The 23,018-nt window shown below is 73.5% G+C and carries 20 protein-coding genes; 11 read left to right on the forward strand and 9 right to left on the reverse strand.

The genetic code is table 11. The annotated features are described in order from the left end of the window. Positions 1–42: 42 nt before the first annotated feature. The 8 genes from RIU97_RS32650 (at position 43) to RIU97_RS32685 (ending at position 8,831) form a co-directional block, all read left to right on the forward strand. A complete protein-coding gene (locus RIU97_RS32650; RefSeq protein ID WP_404961123.1) occupies positions 43–1,299 on the forward strand; it encodes an MFS transporter in 1,257 nt (418 codons plus the stop codon). Next, positions 1,296–2,807, forward strand: coding sequence for an ATP-binding protein (locus RIU97_RS32655; protein WP_404961124.1), 1,512 nt, complete (start codon positions 1,296–1,298; stop codon positions 2,805–2,807). The genes RIU97_RS32650 and RIU97_RS32655 overlap by 4 nt, the downstream gene beginning before the upstream one ends. Before the next feature lie 11 nt (positions 2,808–2,818). Further along, complete coding sequence (locus RIU97_RS32660; protein WP_404961125.1) at positions 2,819–3,160, forward strand: nuclear transport factor 2 family protein; 342 nt, start codon at positions 2,819–2,821, stop codon at positions 3,158–3,160. Between the two features lie 116 nt (positions 3,161–3,276). After that, positions 3,277–3,924 carry a TMEM175 family protein gene (locus RIU97_RS32665; protein ID WP_404961126.1) on the forward strand — a complete coding sequence of 216 codons (648 nt, stop codon included), beginning with the start codon at positions 3,277–3,279 and terminating at the stop codon, positions 3,922–3,924. A gap of 72 nt (positions 3,925–3,996) precedes the next feature. Continuing rightward, positions 3,997–5,313 carry an IS701 family transposase gene (locus RIU97_RS32670; RefSeq protein ID WP_404961127.1) on the forward strand — a complete coding sequence of 439 codons (1,317 nt, stop codon included), beginning with the start codon at positions 3,997–3,999 and terminating at the stop codon, positions 5,311–5,313. Continuing rightward, positions 5,313–6,473, forward strand: a complete 1,161-nt coding sequence (locus tag RIU97_RS32675; RefSeq protein ID WP_404961128.1) for an XdhC family protein — start codon at positions 5,313–5,315, stop codon at positions 6,471–6,473. The genes RIU97_RS32670 and RIU97_RS32675 overlap by 1 nt, the downstream gene beginning before the upstream one ends. A 115-nt stretch (positions 6,474–6,588) precedes the next feature. Next, positions 6,589–8,052, forward strand: a complete 1,464-nt coding sequence (locus RIU97_RS32680) for a GuaB1 family IMP dehydrogenase-related protein (RefSeq protein WP_404963028.1) — start codon at positions 6,589–6,591, stop codon at positions 8,050–8,052. A 230-nt stretch (positions 8,053–8,282) separates the two neighbouring features. Beyond that, on the forward strand, positions 8,283–8,831 hold the full coding sequence (locus RIU97_RS32685) for a sigma-70 family RNA polymerase sigma factor (RefSeq protein ID WP_404961129.1): 549 nt from the start codon (positions 8,283–8,285) through the stop codon (positions 8,829–8,831). Here RIU97_RS32685 and RIU97_RS32690 read toward each other — a convergent pair. The 7 genes from RIU97_RS32690 to RIU97_RS32720 all read right to left on the reverse strand — a co-directional run bounded on the left by RIU97_RS32690 (position 8,780) and on the right by RIU97_RS32720 (position 18,363). Continuing rightward, positions 8,780–11,590, reverse strand: a complete 2,811-nt coding sequence (locus RIU97_RS32690) for a LuxR C-terminal-related transcriptional regulator (RefSeq protein WP_404961130.1) — start codon at positions 11,588–11,590, stop codon at positions 8,780–8,782. The two genes, RIU97_RS32685 and RIU97_RS32690, sit on opposite strands and share 52 nt — an antisense overlap. Before the next feature lie 85 nt (positions 11,591–11,675). After that, positions 11,676–12,911, reverse strand: coding sequence for a sensor histidine kinase (locus RIU97_RS32695; RefSeq protein WP_404961131.1), 1,236 nt, complete (start codon positions 12,909–12,911; stop codon positions 11,676–11,678). Beyond that, positions 12,908–14,665 (reverse strand): cation acetate symporter, encoded by a 1,758-nt coding sequence (locus tag RIU97_RS32700; protein ID WP_404961132.1) that lies wholly within the window; start codon positions 14,663–14,665, stop codon positions 12,908–12,910. Before RIU97_RS32700 ends, RIU97_RS32695 begins: the two co-directional genes overlap by 4 nt. A 135-nt stretch (positions 14,666–14,800) precedes the next feature. Further along, positions 14,801–15,076, reverse strand: coding sequence for a hypothetical protein (locus RIU97_RS32705; protein ID WP_362814223.1), 276 nt, complete (start codon positions 15,074–15,076; stop codon positions 14,801–14,803). A gap of 239 nt (positions 15,077–15,315) precedes the next feature. Next, positions 15,316–16,140, reverse strand: coding sequence for a LytR/AlgR family response regulator transcription factor (locus tag RIU97_RS32710; protein ID WP_404961133.1), 825 nt, complete (start codon positions 16,138–16,140; stop codon positions 15,316–15,318). A 131-nt stretch (positions 16,141–16,271) separates the two neighbouring features. Further along, the gene (locus RIU97_RS32715; protein WP_404963029.1) at positions 16,272–17,225 is read right to left on the reverse strand and encodes an SCO0930 family lipoprotein; all 954 of its coding nucleotides are present in this window, start codon (positions 17,223–17,225) and stop codon (positions 16,272–16,274) included. Positions 17,226–17,343: 118 nt separating this feature from the next. Next, positions 17,344–18,363: a GDSL-type esterase/lipase family protein gene (locus tag RIU97_RS32720; RefSeq protein ID WP_404961134.1), complete on the reverse strand. Its 1,020-nt coding sequence runs from the start codon at positions 18,361–18,363 to the stop codon at positions 17,344–17,346. Between the two features lie 445 nt (positions 18,364–18,808). Between RIU97_RS32720 and RIU97_RS32725 the strand changes: the two genes are divergently transcribed. Together RIU97_RS32725 and RIU97_RS32730 are read left to right on the forward strand one after the other, a co-directional pair. Beyond that, positions 18,809–20,284, forward strand: coding sequence for an amino acid permease (locus RIU97_RS32725; protein ID WP_404961135.1), 1,476 nt, complete (start codon positions 18,809–18,811; stop codon positions 20,282–20,284). 17 nt (positions 20,285–20,301) lie between these two features. Beyond that, positions 20,302–20,757: an Lrp/AsnC family transcriptional regulator gene (locus tag RIU97_RS32730; RefSeq protein ID WP_361764872.1), complete on the forward strand. Its 456-nt coding sequence runs from the start codon at positions 20,302–20,304 to the stop codon at positions 20,755–20,757. 71 nt (positions 20,758–20,828) lie between these two features. On the opposite strand, the gene RIU97_RS32735 is transcribed toward RIU97_RS32730, so the two are convergent. Continuing rightward, positions 20,829–21,128, reverse strand: coding sequence for a WhiB family transcriptional regulator (locus RIU97_RS32735; RefSeq protein ID WP_404961136.1), 300 nt, complete (start codon positions 21,126–21,128; stop codon positions 20,829–20,831). Between the two features lie 92 nt (positions 21,129–21,220). After that, on the reverse strand, positions 21,221–21,937 hold the full coding sequence (locus RIU97_RS32740) for a GNAT family N-acetyltransferase (RefSeq protein ID WP_404961137.1): 717 nt from the start codon (positions 21,935–21,937) through the stop codon (positions 21,221–21,223). A gap of 451 nt (positions 21,938–22,388) precedes the next feature. Here RIU97_RS32740 and RIU97_RS32745 point away from each other — a divergent pair, with 451 nt between their 5' ends. Then, positions 22,389–22,844, forward strand: a complete 456-nt coding sequence (locus RIU97_RS32745) for a hypothetical protein (protein ID WP_404961138.1) — start codon at positions 22,389–22,391, stop codon at positions 22,842–22,844. The last annotated feature ends 174 nt before the right edge of the window (positions 22,845–23,018 follow it).

A 23,018-nucleotide genomic window follows, 5' to 3' on the forward strand; every position in this document is an offset into this window, starting at 1 on the left:
GGGCCCGGAAAGGGCCCCGTCACGGGGGAGTTGAGTGAAGCAGTGGCCGAATCACCGAAGACGACCACGGGGATCACCGTGCACCCGGCCGCATCCGCGGCCGGTGCGCCCAGAGGCTCCGGCTTCTGGTTGGTGGGAGCGGTCCTCGTCCTGCTGATGCTCTCCTCCTCCGTGCCCTCCGCCCTCTACGTGCTCTACCAGCAGGAATGGGGCCTGTCCTCCGGCATGATCACGGTGGTCTTCGCCCTGTACGCCGTCACCGTGCTCGCCGGGCTCCTGCTGTTCGGATCCCTCTCCGACACCCTGGGCCGGCGCCCGGTCCTGGGCGCCGGACTGGTGCTGGCGATCGTCTCGATGGCCCTGTTCGCCGGGGCCGACGGGCTCGGTCTGCTCCTCGCCGCCCGCGCCGTACAGGGCCTGGCCGTGGGCCTGGCCACCGGGGCGATGGGCGCGGCCCTGCTGGAACTCAGCCCCGCCTCGAAGCCCGCGCTCGGTGCCCAGGTCAACAGCGCGGGCCCGACCGTGGGCATCGGGCTCGGCGGGATCGGGGCCGGACTGCTCGTCCAGTACGCACCCGCACCGACCGTCCTGAGCTACCTGCTGCTGGTCGGAGCCTTCGCCGTGACCCTGGTGGGCGTGGTCAGGATGCGGGAGAGCGCGCCCGGCGCCGGGGGCCGCTTCCGGGTGGTCCCGCACCGGATCCGCGTACCGGAGGGCGCCCGCGGCCGGTTCGCCGTCCTCGTGCTGACCATCGTCGCCGTCTGGTCGGTGGGCGGCTTCTACCTCTCGCTCGGCCCGCACCTGGCGCTCTCGCTGCTGGAGTCCACCAACTACCTCGTCGGCGGCGCCACGGTGGCACTGCTCGCGGGCGCCGCCACCGTCGCCCAGCTGATGCTCGGCGGCACCCCGGCGCTGCGCACCGCCGTGCTCGGGCTGTTCGGCCTGCTCGCCGGGCTCGGCCTGGTCCTGCTCGCGCTGGGCCTCGGCTCGGCCGCGGTGTTCCTGGCGGCCACCGCGGTCCTCGGCAGCGGCTGGGGCGCCGCCTTCCTCGGCTCCTTCCGGGCGCTGAGCGCGCTCGCCGAACCGGCGCACCGCGGTGAACTGACCGCCGCCGTATACGTCTTCGCGTACCTCGCGATGAGCGTGCCGGCGGTCCTCGCCGGGATGCTCACCAACATCCACGGGCTGCACCGCACCTCCGTCGGCTTCATGGCCGCCGTCGCCGGGGTGTGCGCGCTGGCCCTGCTGGCCACCCTGCGACTGGCCGCCCGCACCAGGGCAGAGGAGGGCACGGTATGAACCCGGCAGATCTGCGGTCCGCCCTGCGCTCGCTGGAGATCTTCGAGGGGCTGACCGAGGACCAGCTGGACTGGCTGGTCTCGGTGTCCGAACCCAGGGTCCTCGCCGACGGGGAGGTGCTCTTCCGGGACGGTGAGGAGGCCGCCGGCTTCCACGTCCTGCTCTCGGGCGGGCTGGTCGTCACCAAGGTCGTCGACGGCCGGGAGGAGGTGCTCACCCGCCACTCCACGGAGGAAGAGAGCGCTTCCGCCGAGGAGCACGACGGCAAACCGTCCGCCGCCCACCGGTTCACCGGCGAACTGCCCCTGCTGACCGAGGGCTCGTACGTGGCCACGGCGGCCGCGAGCGGACCGTCGACCACCGTCGTGGCGTACCCCAAGCCGGTGTTCTTCGAAATGCTGACCCGCTGCCACGGAGTGGCCGCCGTACTGATCCCCGTACTGGCCTGGCGGATCAAGTCCTCCGAGGTGCAGGCCCGCAAACGGGCCACCGTGGAGGCCCTCGGCACCCTCGCGGCCGGGCTCGCGCACGAGCTGAACAATCCGGCCGCCGCCGTGGCCCGGGCCGCGCAGGAGCTGGCCCCGGCCCTGGACCGGCTCACCCGGACCGCCCAGGCCTGGGGCGCGGCCGCCTCCGGCGCGGAGCGGGCCGTCTTCGACCGGCTCGCCGAGGAACTGGACAAGCTGCCGCCGCCGGCGACCACCGACCCGTTCGCCCAGGCCGACGCCGAGGAGGAGATCGCCGACTGGGCCGAGGAGGCGGGCACCGAACGGCCCGGCCTGCTCGGTTCCGGGATCTCGGACCTCGGACTGGAACTGGGCTGGCTGCTGGAACGGCTGGAGGGGGTCGGCGAGCCGGCCCTCGCCTGCGCCCTGGACCACCTGGCGGCGCTCCTGGAGATCCGCTCGCTCGCCGCGGAGCTGCGGGCGGCGGGTCCCAGGATCTCCCAACTCGTCTCCGCCACCCGCGATTACGCCAATCTCGACCGGGCGCCCGAACAGCGCTTCTCGGTGACCGAGGGACTGGAGAACACGCTGGTCGTGCTGCGTGCCAAGCTCACCGGCATCAGCATCGTGCGTGAGTACGAAGCGGTCCTGCCCGAACTGACGGGCTATCCGAGCGAGTTGAACCAGGTGTGGACCAACCTGGTCGACAACGCCGCCGAGGCCATGGAGGGCGCGGGCGTACTGACCCTGCGCGCCCGGGCCGAGGGCGTCTGCATGGTCGTCGAGATCTGCGACACCGGCCGCGGCATCCCCGCGGAATCCCTGCCGCGGATCTTCGAACCCTTTTACACCACCAAGGACGTGGGCAAGGGCACGGGCCTGGGCCTGCACCTCAGCTACCGCATCGTGACCCAGCGCCACCACGGCTCGATCACCGCGCGCTCGCGTCCCGGCGAGACCCGGATGGTGGTCCGGCTGCCCTTCGCCGGCAGCGCCCAGTCCTGCGCCTCACCTGCCACAACGCCCGATACGACACCCGTCGAGGGCGCCCCACCCAGTTGAACGGAGTCGACATGGCCAAGTACGACATCTCCAAGCTGCACCCGGTGTTCGTCCGCCAGATGGAGGCGCTGGCCGCCCTGGACATCGAGGCGGTGATGAAGAACTACACCGACGACGCCGTGCTGCTGCGCTTCGAGGGGGTCTCGGTGGGCATCGAAGCCGTTCGCGAGACGTTCACCGGCTATCTCACGGTGAAGCCCATCCTCGTCGAACTCCAGGAGTACATCGAGACCGAAGACACCATCTTCTACCGGGCGATCATGAACCTGAACGGCGAACCGGAGCACGCGTTCGGGACACTTGTCGTCCGCGATGGCCGAATCTGGCGGCAGACTGCCGGGTTCGGCGGCTGACGGCCGAAATCTGGGTAGCGTGTGCGGGGAGGGCGGGAGAACGCCCTCCCCGTATGTGTGGCATACCGTGCGTTTGCAGACTGCGCATATATGCGAGCAGTGGCAAAGGGGAGGCAATGGAAAACGAAACCGGGCGGATCGAGGCATTCAGTGACGGAGTATTCGCCGTCATCATCACCATCCTTGTTCTGGAATTGAAGGTTCCGGAAGAAACGGGCTCGGAGTTCTGGCACGGAGTCCGGGAACAGTGGCCCCATTACGCCGCCTACGTCGTGAGTTTCCTCATCATCGGCGTGATGTGGGTGAACCACCACACCATCTTCAGTCACCTGAAGAAGGTCGACCGTCCATTGTTGTTCCTGAATCTCCTGGTGCTGATGGTGGTATCGGTCGTTCCGTACACGACCAACGTCCTCGCCGAACACCTCATGGAGGAAGGCGGCTCCGCCAACGCGGCCGCGGTCCTCTACAGCGCCGTCACCGTGGCCTACGCCACGGCGTTCCTGGCTTTCTGGTGGTACGTCACCCGGGTCGGCCACCTCTTCCACGAAGAGGTGGACCGGGAGGGCGCACGAGCCACACGGGTGCGCTTCGGCCTCGGTGCCATCGCCTACCCCCTCACCGTCGCGCTGGCCTTCTACTCCGCGACACTCACACTTGTCGCACATTTCCTGATCGCGATCTACTATGCGGCGAACCAGATCCCCATCCCCCTCGTGGTAGAGGAAGAGCGGCTCGAAACTGCCAGCGACCTCAGGAAGTAGCCGCCGGGGCCTACGGCCGTTCTCCGCGGTCAAGTAGGGTATTGGATCTAGCTGGTCGCGGGGGAGGCCCAGATGGCTCGCGTAGTCCTGCCGGAGGATTCCACGAAGGAAATCTCCGAATTGATCGACGTCCTGATCTCTCTGCTCTTCGAGTCGTTACCCCGGCGGGACCAGCGAAACTGGGCCCGCGTTTATCTGAACGGGTTGGTGCGGACCACCGGGAAGAAAACAATCCGTAACATCGCCGGAACAGGGGCCAGTTCCGTCGAGCAGAGCCTCCAGCAGTTCATCAGCAAGTCCCCCTGGGACTGGACCCCGGTCCGGCGCTCCCTCGCCCAGCACCTCGAACGCACCGCCCAGCGGCCCCTGGCCTGGGTGCTCCAGCCCATGGTCATAGAGAAGGCCGGCGACCGCTCGGTCGGCGTCGGCCGGCAGTTCGTCCCCCAGCTCGGCCGCACCGCCAACTGCCAGCAGGCCAGCGGGATCTGGCTGGCCTCCAGCGAGGCCAGCTTCCCGGTCGAATGGACCCTCACCCTCCCCGGGCCCTGGACCAGTGAACTCCTGCGCCGCCGACGGGCCGGCATCCCCGACACCGCCCGCTCCCTCACCCCCGCCCAGGACGCCGTACACGCCGTCCAGCGGATGGCCGCGACCTGGCAACTCCAGCGCCGGCCCGTGGTGATGGAGGTCGCCAACGGCGATCTGCCGCAGAGCATCGAGTCCTTCACGCTGCAGGACATCCCCTTCGTCTTCAAGGTCGACGGCTCCCTGCCCGTCTCCTTCGGCGGCGCCGGCCGCCACAAACCCGGACCGCACACCGCTCCCGCCCGCGAACTCATCGACTCCCTTCGGTCCCAGCGCCGCGTCGTCGAATGGACCCGGCACGGCCGCGCCGAAGGCGCGGTGACCCTGCTGACCTCGGCCCCGGTCCTCGCCACCCCCTGCGAGGACCGGCCCGTACCCGCGCCGCCCACCCCGCTGCTGCTGGTCGGAGCCTGGACCGAAGCCGCCCTGCTGCCCTCCGAGTTCTGGATCACCAACATCGGTGACCGGCCCCTCGCCCAGCTCTTCCTGCTCGCCAAACTCACCGACAGGGTCTCCCTGGACTTCGCCGAGACCTGCGAGCCGGTGGGCATCCGCGACTTCGAGGGCCGTTCCTTCCGCGGCTGGCACCACCACGCCACCCTCGCGAGCGTGGCCCACGCCGCCAAACTGCTCGGCACCCGGCCGCACCTGCCCGACGGATACCCCGGGCCCGCCCGCGCCGCCGTCACCCGGCCGGCCGCCACGGCGGCCCGGCCCGCCGCAGCCCGGCCGGCGACCCCGGCCGCGCTGCCGCCGCGCCCGTACCTCCCCGGCCAGACCCCGCGCCGCGAGTACATCCGCTGATGCTCGACATAGCCGGCGAGCTACGCGCGTGGTGCGCCGCGCAGCGGGAGTTCGCGCTGGCCACCGTGGTGGCCGTCAGCGGGAGCGCCCCGCGCGGGCCCGGCGCCTCCCTCGCCGTCGACGCCCGGGGCACCGCGCTCGGCTCCATCTCCGGGGGCTGCGTGGAATCCGCCGTGCACGAGCTGTGCCTCGAGGCGATCGCCTCCGGCCAAGGCGGCCTGCACCGCTTCGGCTACAGCGACGACGACGCCTTCGCCGTGGGTCTGACCTGCGGGGGAGTCCTGGACGTACTGGTCACCCCGGTGCGCGGACCCGATCCGGTACGGCCCGTGCTCGGCTCCGTGCTCGACGCCGCCGCCGGCGGGACCCGCGCCGCGCTCGCCCGGGTGGTCTCCGGCCCGCCCCGCCAACTCGGCCGGGCGCTCGCCGTCCACGCCGACGGCTCCTACGAGGGCGGGCTCGCAGGCGGCCCCGCCCTGGACCGGGCCGCCGCCCGGCAGGTACGGGCCCTGCTGCTGGCCGGGCGCACCGGCACCGCCGAGCTCGGCACCGCCGGCGGACTCTGCGGGGAGCCCCTCACCCTGCTCGTCGAATCGGCCGCCGAGCCGCCCCGGCTCCTCGTCTACGGAGCCATCGACTTCGCCGCGGCCCTCGCCCGGATCGGCGCCTTCCTCGGCCACCGGGTCATCGTGTGCGACGCCCGGCCCGTCTTCGCGACCCCGGAGCGCTTCCCCGACGCCGACGAGGTCGTCGTCGACTGGCCGCACCGGCACCTGGCCGCGGAATGGGAGGCGGGCCGCCTGGACTCCCGTACCGCCGTGTGCGTCCTCACCCACGACGCCAAATTCGACGTACCGCTGCTGGAACTGGCCCTGCGGCTGCCCGTGGGCTACGTGGGAGCCATGGGATCGCGGCGCACCCACGCCGAACGCGAGGGACGGCTGCGGGAGGAAGGGGTGACGGACTCCGCGCTCGCCCGGTTGCGCTCTCCCATCGGGCTGGACCTCGGCGGCGCCACCCCGGAGGAGACGGCCCTGGCCATCGCCGCCGAGTTCACGGCGCTCCGGCACGGAGGAACGGTGCTCCCGCTGGCGCGGCGCCGCGGCCCGGTGCACCGGAGGGAAGGGTCGGCCCGGCCGTTCGTGACCAAGGTCCCGTAGGAAAGAACCACGGGGCCCGGTATGTCCTGGACGATCGGCCCGGACTGTGCAAACGCCAGGTCGTGGGAGAATGAAGTACGTGCGTTTCCTCGGCTGACCCGTCGGGGTACCTCCGATCGACTGGGATGTTCAGCACGTGCGTTTCCTCAATGACTCGAAGCCGCCGTACGACCTGACGTACGACGATGTGTTCATGGTTCCGAGCCGCTCCGCGGTCGGTTCCCGCCAGGGCGTCGACCTCTCCGCGCCCGACGGCACCGGCACCACCATTCCGCTGGTCGTGGCGAACATGACCGCCATCGCGGGCCGCCGGATGGCCGAGACCGTCGCCCGCCGCGGCGGCATCGTCGTCATCCCGCAGGACATCCCGATCGAGATCGTCACCGACGTCATCTCCTGGGTGAAGACCCGCCACCACGTGCTCGACACCCCGATCACGCTGGCGCCCACCCAGACGGTCGCCGACGCGCTGTCCCTGCTGCCCAAGCGCGCCCACGGCGCCGGAGTCGTCGTCGACGGCGAGGGGCGCCCGGTCGGCGTCGTCACCGAGCACGACCTGAGCGGTGTCGACCGCTTCACCCAGCTCTCCGAGGTCATGTCGAAGGAGCTCCTGCTCCTCGACGCCGACATCGACCCCCGCGAGGCCTTCAACAAGCTCGACGCCGGCCACCGCAAGCTGGCCCCGGCCGTCGACAAGGACGGCAAGCTCGTCGGCATCCTCACCCGGAAGGGCGCCCTGCGCGCGACCCTCTACACCCCGGCGACCGACGCCAACGGCAAGCTGCGCATCGCGGCCGCCGTCGGCATCAACGGCGACTTCGTGGCCAAGGCCAAGCAGCTGCTCGACGCGGGCGTGGACACGCTCGTCATCGACACGGCGCACGGCCACCAGGAATCGATGATCAACGCGATCAAGGCCGTCCGCGCGCTGGACCCGCAGGTCCCGATCGTGGCCGGCAACATCGTCGCCGCCGAGGGCGTCAAGGACCTCATCGACGCCGGCGCGGACATCATCAAGGTCGGTGTGGGTCCCGGCGCCATGTGCACCACCCGCATGATGACCGGCGTGGGCCGCCCGCAGTTCTCCGCGGTGCTGGAGTGCGCGGCCGAGGCGAAGAAGCACGGCAAGCACGTGTGGGCCGACGGCGGCGTCCGTCACCCGCGCGACGTGGCGATGGCGCTGGCCGCCGGCGCGTCCAACGTGATGATCGGCTCCTGGTTCGCCGGTACGTACGAGTCCCCGGGCGACCTCCAGCAGTCGGCCGACGGCCGCCTCTACAAGGAGTCCTTCGGCATGGCCTCGGCGCGCGCGGTGCAGAACCGCACGAGCGAGGAGTCGGCCTACGACCGCGCCCGCAAGGGCCTGTTCGAGGAGGGCATCTCCACCTCGCGCATGTTCCTCGACCCGGCGCGTCCGGGCGTCGAGGACCTGATCGACTCGATCATCGCGGGTGTGCGGTCCTCGTGCACGTACGCCGGTGCGGGCTCCTTGGCGGAGTTCGAGGAGAAGGCGGTCGTCGGCATCCAGTCCGCGGCCGGCTACGCCGAGGGCAAGCCGCTGCACGCCAGCTGGAGCTAGCTCTTTCCCCGTGGCCCCGGCCGTCCCTTCGAGGGACGGCCGGGGCCACGGCCGTTCCCGGGCAATCCAGCCTCGCCGGCGTTTATGCGCGGTCCGGGGCGGAGCCCCGGGACCGTTCGGCGTGGCGGGTGACCGTTCGGCGCAGGCGGGGGCCGGATACGCCAAGCGGCGGATAACTCCCGGGCGTCGGTCCGTCACGCTGAGGTGACCCGACCAGGAAGGGGCACCCCGTGGCCAGAACCGACCCGCACGCCCTCGCCCGGCTGCACGGCGAGCACGGCAAGGCCCTCTACGGCTTCCTCCTCGGCCTGACCCTCGGCGACCGGCACCGCGCCGAGGACCTCCTGCAGGAGACCCTCTTCCGGGCCTGGAAGCACCCGGAGGCGCTGGAGAGCGGCCACGCCTCCATGCGGCCCTGGCTCTACACCGTCGCCCGGCGCCTCGCCATCGACGCCCGCCGCGCCCGCCTGGTGCGGCCCACCGAGGTCGGCCCGGAGGCCCTCGCGCACTCCCCGGCCGCCGACGACCGCACCGAGCAGGCCGTCGCCGCCCTCGACGTCCGCCGGGCCCTGCGATCACTGAGCCCCGAGCACCGCGCCGTGCTCGTGCAGATCTACTACCGCGGGGCCTCCGTCTGCGAGGCCGCCGAAGCGCTCGGGGTGCCCGCGGGGACCGTGAAGTCCCGTACCCACTACGCCCTGCGGGCACTGCGCGCCGCCATGCCCGGCTACGGACCCGGCGCCCCCGCCTCCGGCCGGCCCGGCCGCGCCGCCGCCTGAGCCGCCACCGCCGCCCGCGAGCGGACCTGCAGCTTGGCCAGGATGTGCGACACGTGCGTCTGCACGGTCCTCGGCGAGAGGAAGAGCACGCTCGCGATCTCCGGGTTCGAGCGGCCCTGCGCCACCAGAAGCGCCACCTTCAGCTCGGCCGGGGTCAGCGCCTCCCAGCCGTTCGCCGGCCGCCGCCGCGCCGATCTGCTGCCCCGGCGCACACCCAGGCTGCGCAGCCGGGCATCGGCCCGGGCGATGTCCCACCGGGCGCCCAGGTCCTCGTACGCGGCCGCCGCGCGGGTCAGCGCCGACCGCGCCCCGGCGAGATCGCCGTGCCAGGCCCGCGCCACCGCCAGGTCCTCCAGGGTGTGGCCCAGCACCAGCGGCCACCCGCCGCGCTCGCCCCGAGCCACCGCCTGCGCCAGCAGTTCGGGATCCTGCGCGAACAGGCCCTGGCAGCGCAGCAGGGCCAGCGCCGGCCCCGGGTACTCGGCCAGCGTCCGCGCCGCGCGCCCGCAGCACTCCACCGCCGTCCGGGCCGTGGCCGTCTCCCCGCACTCCAGGGCCAGCCGGACGATCTCCGACAGCACCCAGGGACGGTCGTACGCCACCGACTCCTCGACCCCCTCCTCCAGCGCGGGCGCCAGCGCCTCCAGGGCGTCGGCCGGCCTGCCGTCCCGCTCCGCCAGCAGCGCCCGGGCCAGCAGCACGTGGGAGGCGTAGCGGCGGGCCGCGGGCGTGGCGAAGGCATCGGCCGGCAGGCCTTCGAGCTCGGCCCCCGCGGCCTCCCGCTCGTCGCGGTGGCCCAGGACCAGCGCCCGCAGCCCGTGCACCACCACCGGCAGCCAGCCGTCCGAGACGGGCAGTGCGCACGCCCGGGCCACCCCGCCGAGGGCTTCGTCCCAGTCGCCGAGCCGGTAGTGGAACTCGGCGAGCCGCGCCTCGGTCACCACCAGCCGTCCCGTCGAACGGGTCGCCGCCGCCAGCTCCCGCGCCTCCCGCAGCGCCGCCGCCACCGTCCCCGGCTCGTCGAACCGCATGTGGCCCTCCGCCTGGTTCGCCAGCAGCAGCAACCGCATGTCATTGGCCTCGGGGCTGCGCCGCGCGCACGCGATCCCCTCCGCGACATGGCGCAGCGAGTCCCGGCCGCGGCCCAGGTGGAACAGCGCGTAGGAGGCGGCGTGGTGGGCCTCCGCCCCGCACAGCGGATCGCGCAGCCGGCGCGCCCGCTCCACCACCGGCCCGGCCAGCGCGTACGCCTCGGCGGCCCGGTGCAGATCGGCCAGGGCCAGTACGCGGCAGGCCTCCAGGCGCAACCGCAGGGCGACCGAGGGGAACTCGTCCGCCAGCGCCCGCTCGGTGACCGCCAGGGACCGGGCCATGTCCCCCTGGATCATCAGGGCGGAGACCAGTTTGAAGTCCACCGCGGCCCGCCGGCCGGGATCCGTGGTCCGGGCGCGCAGCGTGCCCAGGAGGTCCGCCGACTCGGGTCGGCGCAGCATCAGCGCCGCGTCCGCCAGCCGTTCCTCCAGCGCGTCCCGGGTCTCCGGCTCCCGCAGGCCGCCCTGGGCGATGGCCCGCTCCAGCAGCTCGGCCGCCGCGCCGGGCGCCCCGGCGATCAGCGCCGGCGCCGAGTCCGCCAGCCAGCGCACCGCCCACGGGGCCAGCCGGCCGCCGCGCACCAGCTGTTCGGCGGTCCGCTCCGGGTCCAGCCCCGCCTCGGCGAAGGCCCGCGCGGCGTCCTGGTGCAGGGCGGCGCGCACGGCCTCGGGGGTCCCGGCGCACAGCGCCAGGCGCAGTGCCGGGTGGCGGAAGCGCAGCGAGCCGCCGGTGTCCGCCAGCAGCCCGGCCGCCATCGGCTCCTCCAGGTCCGCGAGCAGCTCGCGGACCGGTGCGCCCCGTACGAGGGCCAGCTCGCGCGCGGTGAAGGCCGGGCCGAGCAGCGCCGCGTGCCGCAGGGTGGAGCGTGCCGGTTCGCGGAGCCGGTCCGGCTCCCGGGTCAGCGAGGCGGGAGGCGGCGGCAACTCCTCCTCCGTGACCAGGAGTTCCGCACGGTCGCCGTCGACGCGAATGAGCCCGGACCAGTGCGCGAGCAGTTCCCGCAGCAGCCGCGGGTTGCCGCCGGCCTGCTCCGCCGCCTCCCGCAGCCGGGGCCCGGGCCCGACCCCCAGCAGGTCCCGGACCAGCCCCGCCGCCTCCGCCGCGGACAGCGGCTCCAGCCGGAGCGTGCGCCCACCCGGGGTCGCGCACAGCTCCTCCACCTCGGGGCGCCCGGGCAGCGGCCGCCGGGTCGCCGCCAGCAGCAGCGGCAGCCGGCCCGTCACCGCCCGGTCGGCCAGGCGCCGCCACAGCAGCAGGCTGGCCGCGTCCGCCCGGTGCGCATCGTCCAAGACCAGCAGCAGGGGCCGCTGTGCGCACCACTCCTCGACCGCGGCCGTCAGCAGGTCCATGGCGGCCAGCAGCGCGCCGCCGGGCCGCGCCGCCGCCTCGTCCTCCCGCAGCAGGGCGACGGCCGCGGCCCGCTCCGGGCCGCGGGGGTGCAGGCAGTCCAGTGCGGCGCGCAGCGGCAGTTCCACGCCGGGGGCGTCGGCCGCCGCGTACCGCACGCGGCAGCCCAGGGCCGCCGCCCGTGTCAGGGCGTCCCGTACGAAGCCGGTCCGGCCCGCGCCGGCCTCGCCCTCCACGACCAGGAAGGCCCCAGTACCCTCGGCGCCCCCGCGCACCCATTGCCGTATCTCGTCACGAAGCTGCTCTCGCCCGACCCGCACGTCGGCGATCCCTTCCGCAGTCACTGCCGGGGGTGCCCCCACCGGTCGCGCCGCGCCCCTCCCAGGATGACACGCGACCGGCCGGTCAGGGTTGCGGGAGATGTTGTCCTGACGGTGAACTGTGCACGCCCGCACGGTATTTGGGAATTCGGATGGTGACCTTCATGCCGGCACCGACGCCCGTCTCGATCACCGGACCGTACGCGTCCCCGTACACCTGCCGGATGCGCTCGTCGACATTGGGCAGCCCGATGCCGGAGGAGGAGCCGCTCTGCTCCCCGGCCAGGATCCGGCGCAGCAGGGCCGGATCCATTCCCACCCCGTTGTCCTCGACGGTGATCACCGCCTCCGCGCCCGCGTCCTGCGCGGTGATCGTGATCCGGCACTCCTCGGTGGAGTCCTCCAGCCCGTGCTTGACGGCGTTCTCCACCAGGGGCTGCAGGCACAGGAACGGCAGCGCCACCGGCAGCACCTCCGGAGCCACCTGCAAGGTCACCTTCAGCCGGTCGCCGAACCGGGCGCCGGCCAGCGCCAGATACTGCTGGATGGAGCGCAACTCCTCGGCGAGCGTGGTGAAGTCGCCGTGCCGCCGGAAGGAGTACCGGGTGAAGTCCGCGAACTCCAGCAGCAGTTCCCGGGCGTGCTCCGGATCGGTGCGGACGAACGAGGCGATCGCGGCCAGCGAGTTGAAGATGAAGTGCGGGGAGATCTGCGCCCGCAGCGCCTTGATCTCCGCCTCCATCAGCCTGGTCCGCGAGCGGTCCAGCTCGGACAGCTCCAGCTGGACGGACACCCACCGGGCGACCTCCGTCGCGGCCCGCACCAGGACCGCGGACTCCCGCGACCCGTACGCCACCAGCGCGCCCAGCATCCCGTCCTCGCCGGTGAGCGGGGCCACCACCGCCCACTTCAGCGGACAGTCGGGCCGCTGGCACTCGGTCCGCACGCTCTGGCTGCGCCCCGACTCTAGCATCACCGCCACCCGGGCCATCGCCCGCCGCTCGTGGTGGTCGGCGCCCGGGCCGTCCCAGGCCAGCACCGACTCCCGGTCCGTGAGGCACAGGGCCTCCGTGCCCAGCAGCGACCGCAGCCGCCGGGCCGCCTTGCGGGCGGCGTCCTCGGTGAGCCCGGCGCGCAGCGGGGGAGCGGCCAGCGAAGCCGTGTGCAGGGTGTGGAAGGTGGCGCGCTCCACCGGCGTCCCGAGGTCCAGCCCGGCCGCCCGTTCACCGCGCCGGGCGTGCCGGCGGCCCGCCGCCCAGCCCGCGGCGAGCAGCAGGACCGCACCCACCACCGCCAGCACGGCCGCACACACCGCGCTCACCGCGCGCCCTCCCCCTCGCTGCGCCGGGGGGACTCCCACGCCCGGTCCACGGCCACGTTCTCCGGCAGGTGCAGCCGGGCCAGGGTGGCCGCCGTCCCGGCCGGGACCCGCGACCGGGTGGCCAGCGACACCGCGACCATCGTCAGGAACCCGAGCGGCACCGACCACACCGCGGGCCACGCCAGCAGCGTGTGCACCCAGCCCGCCGGGGCCAGCCCCGTCCGCGTCGCCAGTACCGCGCTCAGCGCCGCCCCGCCGCCGGTGACCAGACCCGCCACCGCCCCGGGCGGGGTCAGCCCGCGCCACCAGATGCCCAGCACCAGCAGCGGACAGAACGACGAGGCCGACACGGCGAAGGCCAGGCCCACCGCGTCCGCCACCGGCACCTCCGTCGCCGCCACGCTCCCGCCCAGCGGCACCAGGATCGCCACGAGCACCGCCGAACGGAAGCTGCGCACCCCCCGGGCCGGCAGCACGTCCTGGTGCAGCACCCCGGCCACCGCCATCGTCAGCCCCGATGCGGTCGAGAGGAACGCCGCGAAGGCGCCCCCGGCCAGCAGCGCCCCCAGCAGCTCGCCGAGCAGCCCGCCCAGCATCCGCTCGGGCAGCACCAGCACCGCCGCGTCCGCGTCACCGGTCAGGGCGAGTTCGGGGGCGTAGATCCGGCCCAGCGCCCCGTACACCGGCGGCAGCAGGTAGAAGGCGCCGACCAGGCCGAGCACGACCAGCGTGGTGCGCCGCGCGGCCCGCCCGTTGGGACTGGTGTAGAAGCGCACCGCCACGTGCGGCAGGCCCATCGTGCCGAGGAAGGTGGCCAGGATCAGCCCGTAGGTGGCGTACAGCCGGTGCTCCGGGCGGTCCCCGGAGAGCGGCTCCGACCAGCTGGACACCCCGAGACCGGCTTCCGCGCGGGTGTCCGGGACGGGCGTGTCCGGGGCGAACTCCAGCCGCGCGTGCGCCCGTACGGAATGCCCGCCGGGGGCCAGGGCCAGCGGGACCGCCACGTAGCTCTGCCCGTCCACCTGCCCGGTCACGGTGACCGTCAGCGGCTCGTCCAGGGACAGCCGCACGTCCTCCGCGAGCGTCACCGAGGTGTGCTCCCGGAAGACCGCCGGGGCGTCGAAGGTGGCCCGCGGCGCCCCGTCCCCGGTCCAGGCGGCCAGCAGGAAGAAGGCCGGGACCAGCAGGGCGGTGAGCTTGAGCCAGTACTGGAAGGCCTGTACGAAGGTGATGCTGCGCATCCCGCCGGCGGCCACCGCCGCGCTCACCACGAAGGCCACCACCAGCCCGCCGACCCAGTGCGGGGCCCCGGTCATGACCTCCAGCGTCAGCCCGGCGCCCTGCAGTTGCGGCAGCAGGTACAGCCAGCCCACCCCGACCACGAACAGCACCGCGATCCGGCGCACCGCCTGCGACTCCAGCCGGGCCTCGGCGAAGTCGGGCAGCGTGTACGCGCCGGAGCGCCGCAGCGGGGCCGCCACCAGCGCGAGCAGCACCACGTACCCGGCCGTGTAGCCCACCGGATACCAGAGCATCGCGGGCCCCTGGAGCAGCACCAGCCCGGCCACCCCGAGGAAGGACGCGGCCGAGAGGTACTCCCCGCTGATGGCCGCCGCGTTGAGCCGGGGCCCCACCGTGCGCGAGGCCACGTAGAAGTCGGAGGTGGTCCGGGATATGCGCAGGCCCAGCGCGCCGACCAGGACGGTGGCCACCACGACGACGGCGACCGCGGTCAGCGCGTACGTCTGGTTCACCGGTGGGGTCCTTCGGCGGAGGGGCGTGGAGTGGAGACCGGAGTCTACGCACGGGCCCGGACGTGGCAACAGGCACGATCCGGCCCTGAGCCGCCGCTGCCCGGGCGCCGCCCGGGGCCCCGTGCCGCTCGTGGATCAGACGGCCGGGTCGCGGTGCTCGGCGCAGTCCCGCAAGGCGATCTCCAGCTCCACGTACGACTCCTCCGCGCGCCGGAAGGCCAGCGTCAGGGCCGCCTCCGCACGCGGCGGCACCTGCTCGCGGACCCCCTCGCGGGCCTCGTACAGGATGTCGGCCCAGCGGGCGGCCGCACTGCGCAGCCGGGCCAGCAGTGCCTCCGCCTCGGCGGGCCCGGCGGGCCGGGTACGGGGCAGTCCGCTCAGCGCGTCGACCAGCGCCTGGATCTCGGACATCTCGCTCCTCCCGCGCCGGAAGATCCACGATACGCAGGGGTGCCGGCAGTGGCGGGCCGTTCCCGCCGCCGGTGCGGCCGACGGCTCCGGCGGATCGCCGTACGTCCTTCCCGGCGCGACGAACGGCGCCCGCGCGCGCCGGACGGTCGGGCGCCGGACGGTCGGGCGCCGGCGGACGGGCGCCGGCGGACGGGCGCCGGCGGACGGGCGGCCCGAACGGGCTCCGCCGGCGGCCGCTTTCAGCCGGTGGCCTGCCGCATCAGGAGGTCCCGCAGCTCCCGCGCGTGCCTGCGGCTGACCTGGAGCTCCGCCGACCCGACCCGGACGCTGGTCGTACCCGCGTCCAGCCGGATCTCGTCGATCCGCGACAGCGCCACCAGATGGCGGCGGTGGATCCGTACGAACCCGCGCGCCGCCCAGCGCTCCTCCAGCGTGGACACGGGGATCCGGACCAGGTGGCTGCCCTCGTCGGTGTGCAGGCGGGCGTAGTCGCCCTGCGCCTCGACGTAGGCGATGTCGGCGATCGCCAGGAAGCGGGTGACCCCGCCCAGTTCGACGGCGATCTGCTCCGGGGCGCGCTCGGCGACCGTGACCTCGGCGGCCGGGCGGCGCGGCGCCGCCACGGCCGACGGGCTCGCCGCCGGCCCGGCGGCGATCGGAGCCTCCTCGGCGCGGCCCAGCTGCGCGCAGGCCCGCCGGACGGCCTCGGCCAGCCGCTGGGGGCGCACCGGCTTGAGCACGTAGTCCACGGCCTTCAGATCGAAGGCCTGTACGGCGAAACCCTCGTGGGCGGTGACGAAGACGATCAGCGGCGGCTGCGCGAACCCGGCCAGCAGCCGGGCGATGTCCAGACCGGTCAGCCCGGCCATGTGGATGTCGAGGAAGACCACGTCGATGCCGTCGGCCCCGTCCGGTCCGGACTCCAGCGCCCGGGTGACCCGGCGCAGGGCCTCGGTGGCGTCCGAGGCGCCCTCCGCGCTGAGCACGCGGGGGTCCGAGCGCAGCAGGTAGAGGAGTTCCTCCAGGAGCGGCTTCTCGTCGTCGACGGCCAGTACGCGCAGCATGCCGACGAGTCTAGAGAGCGGTGCGCCGCGGCGGAACGGGGCGCGGCCCCCGCCCCGGGGGATGGGGGCGGGGCCGCGCGAACCGTGGTGGGGGGACTGGAGGGTCTCGGAGCAGTCCCGGGACTACGGGACTACTGGATGGTGATGAGCTTGCCCTCGGGGGAGACGGCGTACCACGTGCCGCCCACGCCCTGGCCGTTGATGTCGCCGGGCTTCTTGTCACCAGTGAAGGTGTAGACGGGCCAGCAGTCGACGCTCTGCTGCTTCAGGCCGTCCGGGCGGTTGAGCACCGAGTAGTTCTTCTCGGCGATCCCCTTGTCCTTGGCCTTCTCCACCGGCGCAACGACCGGCCACTTGGTCAGGCAGTCGCCCACGCACTTGGAGGTCATCGGCCACTGGGTGTCCGGCTTGAACCGGTAGACGGTCATGCCCTTGCCGTCGACGATGTGGTCGCCCAGCTTGGGGTCCTTGGCCACCGACAGCTTCCCGTCGGCCTCGGCGGCGCCGCCCGCGGCCGGCGGTGCCCCCTCGGTCGCCGCCCCCTTAGCGGCCTTCTTTCCGTCCGGCGCGAGCGCGAACCACACCCCGCCGACGCCCTGGCCGTTGAAGTCCCCCGCCTTGGCGTCCTTGTTGTAGCGGTACGCGGGCCAGCCGGCCACCGTCAGCTGCTTGCTGCCGTCGCTGCGCACGACCTCGCCGAGCAGCGAGGGGTCCATGCCCGCCGCGGCGGTGGCATCGCCGGCGGCGACCACCGGCCAGGTCTTCTCGCAGTCCCCGTCGCAGTTCGACTTCGGCGGCTTGGCCGTGTCCTTGTCGAAGCGGTAGAGGGTGAGCCCCGCGCTGTCGGTGAGCACCGCGCCGAGCTGGTCGTTGTTGGCGAGGGCCAGCTGCCCGCCGGGCTTGGCGCCCGATCCCGCGTCCGCGGCGGGGGCCCCGTATCCGCCGTCCGCGGCGGGAGCCTGGGAGGCGGCACCGGCGGGCTGGGCCGAGTCGGCCGCCTTGTCGTCGGACGGACCGCAGGCGGTCGCCGCGAGGACGACCGTCATCGCGACGGCTGCAAGGGTGGTTCCGCGCTTGATGCCCATCTTGATCTCTCCCACGTGTGGTGTCTTTCGTGCCGTCGCCCCCGGCGGCGGCAACTGTGCTCAGGACACGCCCTGATGGCAGGGATCTGTTCAAGGGAGCTCGTGTGGGCTGTTTCACTCACCCCGCGCCGAACCCGGCGCGCCGCAGAGCCGTGGCCACAGCGAGGCCGAGTACCTGGTGTCCGCTGTCGTTGGGGTGCAGCCCGTCCTCCAGGTGCTCGGGACCGAGCAGGTCCCGGCCCGGAAGGACGGCGAGCCGGTCGTCCCCGGCGGCGATCCGGTCCCGGGTGGCGCGCTCCATCGCGTCGCGCAGGGCGCCCAGGGTGGCGCCGAGCTTGTTCGGGGTGCGCTCGGCGTCGGGCCGCAGCACCGGCGAGACCAGCAGCAGCGGGGTCCGCGGGTGCCCCTGCCGGACCAGTTCGAGGAAGGCGCGCGTGGTCTCGTAGAGGAGGGGCGCAGAGAAGGGCACCCGGGACCAGCAGTTGGTGCCGAAGGCGAGGGTGAGGACGTCGGCGGGCAGGCCCGCGAGCTGTTCGGCGGTGGTGAGCTCGCCGCGCGCGGCGCCGGCGTAGCCGAGGTTGACGGTGTCCCAGCCGAGTGCCCGGCCGGTGACCGAGGGCCAGCCGTGCGCGGGGCGGGTGGACCACCAGCCCTCGGTGATGGAGTCGCCGTGCACCACCCAGCGCGGGGCGGGCGGCGCCGGGGCGAGGGGGCCGCCGATCCCGCGCAGGCCGAGGACCAGCGGGGACTGGGTCTCGGGCGGGTGGATGGTGAACGGCCCGTTGCCGCCTCCCAGCTCGATCCGTACGACGGCCTCCGCGGCCGGTTCGGTGAACACCTCGGTGACCACCCCGTGCCGGTCCCACAGGGCGAAGCCGTGCGCGAGGTCGCGCAGGGCGTCGGTGGGGCCGGGCACGGTCGCCCGGTAGCGGATCTCCACCGCCCGCGCGGTCTCGGTGGTGAACTCCAGCCGGACCCCTATGGGCAGGGTGGCCCGCTCGCCGGTGTCCCAGGGCAGCCGCATGGTGTCCGCCGGGTCGGCCCGCACCGGGCGCCCCTTGTCCAGCCAGGCGACCCCGCGCAGGAAGGGCTGCGGATCCTGCCACGGCCACTGCTGGTCAGTGCCCGGTCTGCTCACGCTTCGCCTCCGATCGTGTCCGCGGTCCCGGTCCGGGAACCTTCGGTCCCGGTCGCGGTCTCGGCCACCCGTACCCCGTGCTGGCCCGGATCCACCGCCTCCGGTCGCACCAATGCCGTCAGGCGGCACGCTGCGGCACATCTGACGAAGTGTCAAGAAACGGGGTTCGGAGAGGGCTGCGCAGCGATCGATCATCCGCACGCAACAAAGGACCATCCCGGACAGATCCGCGCAACGATCGTGCGCCAATGTGCAAGGATGGTGCATTACGGGCAGTATCACTCAGCTCGTAGGCTCACTCGCTGTACGTGGAGTGGCGGATCGCCAGCTCGGCGGTCCTCCCATGCTCAGGCCCTTCCCCCGTCGGGCCCTGTCCTGCTCCGGATCGTCGCGGTCGATGCCTCATCCCCGACCTCCCCGATCCGCAGTGACAAGGAGTCCCCTCGTGCTCGACCACGGCCAGGCGCCACCGCTCGCCTCGAAGCCCGTCAACCCGCTGCTCCGCCGCAAGCCGGTGGAGCAGCTGGTCGCCGAGGGCGGCCAGGGTGAGGGCGGTGCACTCAAGCGCTCGCTCACCATGTGGCAGCTGACCATGATCAGCATCGGCGCCACCCTGGGCACCGGCATCTTCGTCGTCCTCGGCGAGGCCACCCCGATCGCCGGCCCGGCCGTCTTCATCGCGTTCATCGTCGCGGGCCTGACCGCGCTGTTCTCGGCGCTCTCCTACGCCGAGCTCGCGGGCTCCATCCCCGTCTCGGGCTCCTCGTACTCGTACGCCTACGCCACCATGGGCGAGCTCATAGCCTGGGTCTGCGGCTGGTGCCTGATCCTGGAGTACGGCGTCTCCGTCGCGGCCGTGGCCGTCGGCTGGGGCCAGTACCTCAACGAGCTGCTCGACGGGACCCTCGGCATCACCATCCCCGAGGGCTTCTCCGCCCCGCTGGGCGAGGGCGGCTACATCAACATGCCGGCCCTGGTCGTGGTCCTGCTCTGCATGGTCTTCCTGCTCCGCGGCGCCAAGGAGAGCGCCCGGATCAACTCGATCATGGTCGCTGTCAAGATCGTGACGCTGGTGCTCTTCTGCGTCATCGGCTTCATGGGCATCAAGGCCGGCAACTACACGCCGCTGGCCCCGCTCGGCGTCACCGCCATCAGCACCGCCGCCTCCATGCTCTTCTTCTCGTACATCGGCTTCGACGCCGCCTCCACCGCCGGTGAGGAAGCCAAGAACCCGAAGAAGGACCTGCCGCGCGCGATCATGCTCTCGCTCGCCATCGTCACCGCGATCTACTGCCTCGTCGCCCTGGTCGCCGTCGGCGCCATGCCGTGGCAGGAGTTCGAGGGCAGCGAGGCCGCCCTGGCCCAGATCATGGAGAACGTCACCGGACACTCCTTCTGGAGCGTCATCCTCGCCGCGGGCGCCGTCGTCGCCATCGCCAGCGTCGTCTTCGCCGTCCTCTACGGCCAGACCCGCATCCTCTTCGCCATGTCCCGCGACGGCCTGATGCCCAAGGCCTTCGCCAAGGTCGACCCGAAGTCCGGCACCCCGCGCGTCAACACGATCATCGTCTGCCTCTTCTGCGGACTGCTCGCCGCCTTCATTCCGCTGGGTGAGCTGGCGAACGCCACCAGCATCGGCACGCTCTTCGCGTTCGCCCTTGTCAACGTGGCCGTCATCATCCTGCGCCAGACCCGCCCGGAGATGAACCGCACCTTCAAGGTCGCGCTCTTCCCGGTCACCCCGATCGTGGGCTTCCTCCTCTGCGCCTACCTGATGACGGAGCTGCCCGGAATCACCTGGCTGGTCTTCGGTGGCTGGATGGCCGCCGGGCTCGTGATCTACTTCTTCTACGGCATGCGCCGCTCCAGCCTGGCCACTGTGGCCGCCCTGGCCGCCACGGCCGAGGAGGCCGCTGAATAGAAGTGATTCACCCCCCCGTGCGACTGAACGATCTCGACGAACGCATCGTGCACGCCCTCGCCGAGGACGCCCGCCGCTCCTACGCGGACATCGGCTCCGAGGTCGGGCTCTCCGCCCCCGCCGTGAAGCGGCGCGTGGACCGGCTGCGCGCCGAAGGCGCCATCACCGGCTTCACCGTCCGCGTGGACCCCGCCGCCATGGGCTGGGAGACCGAGGGCTTCATCGAGATCTACTGCCGCCACAACACCTCGCCGGACGACATCCGGCGAGGACTGGCGCGCTATCCCGAGGTGGTGTCCGCGTCGACCGTCACCGGCGACGCGGACGCCCTCGTCCAGATCTTCGCCTCCGACATGCGGCACTTCGAGCGGGTCCTGGAGCGCATCGCGGGCGAGCCCTTCGTGGAGCGCACCAAGTCGGTCCTGGTCCTCTCCCCGCTGCTCCGCCGCTTCACCTCCGGCGCACCGGCGTAGACCTCCTCGGAGAAGACGGACGGGACGAGGCCCGGGCGGCCGATGCCGGCCCGGGCCCGTGACGCCGCCTTCTAGGCCCGCGCCGCCACGGTCATCCCCGCCGAGCCCTGGAGCGCGTGGCGCTCCTCCTCCGTCAGGCCGCCCCAGACGCCGAACGGCTCGCGGGTCCGCAGCGCGTGCTCCAGGCAGGCCGTCCGGACCGGGCAGGCCGCGCAGACCCGCTTCGCGGCGGCGTCCCGCTCCTCGCGGTCCTCGCCCCGCTCACCGGCGGGATGGAAGAAGCGGCCGGACCCCAGGTCCCGGCAGGCCGCCCCGGTCTGCCACTGCCAGGAGTGGTGGACGGCGCCGGGCAGGCGCGACACATCGGTCATGACGGTTCCTTTCTTCGGGATGCCCCGCGTGTGACCGCTCGCCGCCCCTTGAAACACCGCCACGCCCGGTACGCGGCCGGGCGCCCTCCGGATCAGGCCTCCCGGGGCGGTGTGCGCAGGCCGAGGAAGAGCGGGCGGCTGCGCGGCGTGAAGCCCATCGACTCGTAGAGCCGGACGGCGCCGGTGTTCGCCGCCGCCGCGTGCAGGAACGGGCTGTCCCCGCGCTCCCGTATCGCCGCCGCGACCGCACGGGTCAGCCGGCCGGCCAGGCCCCTGCCCCGGTGGTCCGGGTGGGTGCACACCGCGCTGATCTCCGACCAGCCGGCCGGCCGCATCCGCTCCCCGGCCATCGCCACGAGCCTGCCCTCGTGGCGGATCCCGAGATACGTGCCCAGCTCGACCGTCCGGTCCAGGAACGGGCCCGGCCGGGTCAGCCCGACCAGCTCCAGCATTTCCGGTACGTCGCCGCGGCCCAGCGGGACCGCCTCCGGCGCGGCCTCGGCCCGTACCGCCCGGCCGTCCAGCTGCACGCCCGGCACGCTCGCCAGCGTCTCCCAGTCCGGCGGCGGGGTCGGCAGCCCGGTCACCCAGACCTCCTGACCAGGCCCCACCAGCGCGGCGAGGTCCGCCCACGCCCGGGGATCCGCCGGGTCGGCGAGCGCCGCGAAGGGGGACGTGTCCAAGGTGTACCGGCCGGCCAGACCCGCGGGCCCCAGCTCGGCGAAACCGCGGTGCGTGCCGGTCAGTGCGGCCCAGACCGGATTGTCGAGTACGGCGTTGTCGGGCAGGGTGCCGGTCTCGGGGGACATGGCTGCGGGACTCCTTCCGTGGGGCGGCGGCGATCGTCCGCGACCGCCTTCTTGACGGCCCCGGGCGCCGCCACGAGACTGCGGGGGACGGCCACGACGGACCGTGCCCGCCGCGGGAAGCCTCACCACCGCGCAACGGGCCGCCGAGGACAGGACGGGGGTGGAGGACCGGTGCACACGCCCCGGACCGCGGAAGCGGGAGCCCCGACCCTGCGGCGCTGGTGGCTGACCCGGCGCCTGCACATCGACCTCCTGCGGGTGTGCAGCGCATTCGGCCCGCGCGGCTGACCCCTCCCCAAGACGAGTGACCCGGACCGGGCGTGCGCCAAGCCGCCCGGAGCGCAGCCCTGCGCAGCACCGCCCCGCCCGGGGCGGAGCCCCGCCGCGCAGGGCGCCACGCCGCCCGGCCGCACTGCGCCCGGGCCACCGCCCGCGCCGCCCCAGGAGCGTCATGTCCCACACCGTCCTGCCCCGCACCGGCCCGGCCCCCGCCCTGCGCGGCCGCATCGGGGCCGGGTTCTCCCCCGTCCCGCACCGCTACCGCCTCTACCTCCGCCCCGACTGTCCGCGCTCCCGGCGGGTGGCCGCCGCCCTCGCCGCGCTGGGCATCGAGGACTCCGTCGCCACCACGGTCCTCGGCACCGGCACCGGCACCGGCGCCGGCACCGGCGCCGGCACCGAGACCGATACCCTCGCCGGCACCGGGGCCGGCCGCGGCACCGAAGCGGCCGGGTACACCGCGCTGCGCCTCGCGTACGAGGCCGCCGGCCACCACTTCGACGGCACCCTGACCGTCCCGGCCCTCGTCGACACCTGGAGCGGCCGCGTCGTCTCCGACCACACCCCCGACATCCTCGACGACCTGCACTTCCTGGCAGGCCACCCGGCCTTCCGCAAGGCTTCGTAGGAGGGGCCCGCCGAGGGGGTCCCGGGCGGTCCTCAGGGGTTCCCCGGGAGCCTCCTGGGGTCCCGCGCAACGAATCGCCGCACCCGTCGCGGAACACGCAACGAATCGATGCGCGCAGCGCAACGGTCACGGCTTGTCCGGGTGCAACGCGCGAACGTACCTTCGTATGACCCC

It is taken from the genome of Streptomyces sp. 147326 (genome assembly GCF_045000215.1).
Lineage (GTDB): Bacteria > Actinomycetota > Actinomycetes > Streptomycetales > Streptomycetaceae > Streptomyces.

Excerpts from the sequence above, each read along its gene's own strand:
- RIU97_RS32655 (WP_404961124.1), top strand. The coding sequence starts at position 1,296 with ATGAACCCGGCAGATCTGCGGTCCGCCCTGCGCTCGCTGGAGATCTTC.
- RIU97_RS32660 (WP_404961125.1), top strand. The coding sequence starts at position 2,819 with ATGGCCAAGTACGACATCTCCAAGCTGCACCCGGTGTTCGTCCGCCAG.
- RIU97_RS32665 (WP_404961126.1), top strand. The coding sequence starts at position 3,277 with ATGGAAAACGAAACCGGGCGGATCGAGGCATTCAGTGACGGAGTATTC.
- RIU97_RS32670 (WP_404961127.1), top strand. The coding sequence starts at position 3,997 with ATGGCTCGCGTAGTCCTGCCGGAGGATTCCACGAAGGAAATCTCCGAA.
- RIU97_RS32675 (WP_404961128.1), top strand. The coding sequence starts at position 5,313 with ATGCTCGACATAGCCGGCGAGCTACGCGCGTGGTGCGCCGCGCAGCGG.
- RIU97_RS32705 (WP_362814223.1), bottom strand. The coding sequence starts at position 15,076 with ATGTCCGAGATCCAGGCGCTGGTCGACGCGCTGAGCGGACTGCCCCGT.
- RIU97_RS32710 (WP_404961133.1), bottom strand. The coding sequence starts at position 16,140 with ATGCTGCGCGTACTGGCCGTCGACGACGAGAAGCCGCTCCTGGAGGAA.
- RIU97_RS32715 (WP_404963029.1), bottom strand. The coding sequence starts at position 17,225 with ATGGGCATCAAGCGCGGAACCACCCTTGCAGCCGTCGCGATGACGGTC.
- RIU97_RS32735 (WP_404961136.1), bottom strand. The coding sequence starts at position 21,128 with ATGACCGATGTGTCGCGCCTGCCCGGCGCCGTCCACCACTCCTGGCAG.
- RIU97_RS32740 (WP_404961137.1), bottom strand. The coding sequence starts at position 21,937 with ATGTCCCCCGAGACCGGCACCCTGCCCGACAACGCCGTACTCGACAAT.
- RIU97_RS32745 (WP_404961138.1), top strand. The coding sequence starts at position 22,389 with ATGTCCCACACCGTCCTGCCCCGCACCGGCCCGGCCCCCGCCCTGCGC.